The sequence below is a fragment of the Paenisporosarcina sp. P4_E4_2 genome (assembly GCF_056401595.1).
The window spans coordinates 1-1,517 of sequence record NZ_JBFUJC010000505.1 but is presented as its reverse complement, the minus strand read 5'-3'; the positions used below and the strand labels follow the sequence as shown (position 1 = coordinate 1,517).

Sequence of the window (1,517 nt, the reverse complement as noted above, 5' to 3'; positions counted from 1 at the left end):
TGCCGACATAATATCCAAACCGCTTCAGATGATTGACGGTTTTTTCATCGGCTCCCGAGACAACTGCGCCGAGCTGACAGCTTGAGGAAATCAACAACGCTGTTTTTCTTTTAATCCGTCTAAAATAATCCTGAAGGCGTTGATCCAATTTGAATTTGTCTTCAATTTGAATGATTTCTCCAAGGCATATTTCAACCATTGTATAAGATAGGATTTGATGCGCTTTTGGATTCTGGATGTTCGTTATGTATTCAAGAGCACGGGCAAAAATAAAATCGCCGGTATACATGGCGACTCGATTATTCCACTGTGCTTTTACCGTTAATTGTCCACGTCTCATTTCGGAATCATCTATTACATCATCATGTACCAATGAGGCCATATGAATAAGCTCCAGTGGTACAGCGACATGTTTAATTTGGTCAATTTGATAATTTCCAAACTTAGCTGCCAACAAAACAAAAACGGGCCGAATTCGCTTTCCGCCCGCATGCAATAAATGAAGAGAAGCTTCATTGAGTAAGTCTGAAGACGAATTCACCGCTATTTCCAATTCTTTTTCGATGAGATCTAAATCTGAACGCATATCAGAATAGAGCATCTTCAACTTCATCTTTTCCACAACAATTAACCTTCTCCCGCTATTTAAACTTTTTTAATGCCAATATGTCTCGCAGCTGCTCCGCCGCTATATGGCTTGTATTCAACTTGTTTGAATCCAGCATGTTCAAGCATTTTTGCAAGTGCCTTCATTCCTGGGAAATCTTTTGCCGATTCTTGTAACCAAGAATACTCTTTGTAGCTTTTGGCGAAAAACTTACCAAAGACAGGCATTACATATTTGAAATAAAAGCGAAACAGTTGTTTATAAACTGGCAACTCCGACTGCGAAGTTTCAAGACATACAAACATACCACCCGGTTTCAGGACGCGATGCATTTCTTTTAAAACCTGCATATAATCCGGTACATTTCGCAAACCAAATCCAATCGTAACATAGTCAAAGGTATGATCCGGATAAGGTAAATCCATCGCATTGCCATGAACAAGTTCAATCTGAGGATAATCTTTCACTTTTTCCATACCGACATTCAACATATTTTGACTGAAATCCAGTCCTATCGCTTTTCCAGAGGACCCTACAGCTTGACCCATTGAAATCGTCCAATCGGCTGTACCGCAGCAAACATCCAATGTGGTGCTTCCTGGTTCAACTTTCATTCGCGACATCGTATCTTCACGCCATTTTATATGTTGTTGAAAACTGATGACTGAATTCATCTTATCGTAATTCCCTGAAATTTTTTCAAATACTTCATGGACACGTTGCTCTTTTGTTTTGGTCATGCCTAGGTCACCTTTCTCTCATGACTGACACTTGTTCATTCAATCGGAGTTTGTACAAATCTAATAAGTATTTTCGGACAGGATGGCTTAATAGATGAGATTGTGAAATGTCTTCCATCATTTTGATTTTTTGATTTGAAAGTTCATGGTTCAGTAAGACGAGCCAGGAG

At 39.3% G+C, this 1,517-nt stretch carries 2 protein-coding genes; both read right to left on the bottom strand.

Features of this window, described 5'->3' with window-relative positions; genetic code table 11:
* A partial coding sequence (locus tag AC1DSB_RS19140) for a polyprenyl synthetase family protein (protein WP_477587404.1) occupies positions 1–622 on the bottom strand: 622 nt, incomplete at its 3' end.
* A 23-nt stretch (positions 623–645) separates the two neighbouring features.
* Positions 646–1,347, bottom strand: a complete 702-nt coding sequence (locus AC1DSB_RS19135; protein ID WP_016427417.1) for a demethylmenaquinone methyltransferase — start codon at positions 1,345–1,347, stop codon at positions 646–648.
* Positions 1,348–1,517: the final 170 nt, after the last annotated feature.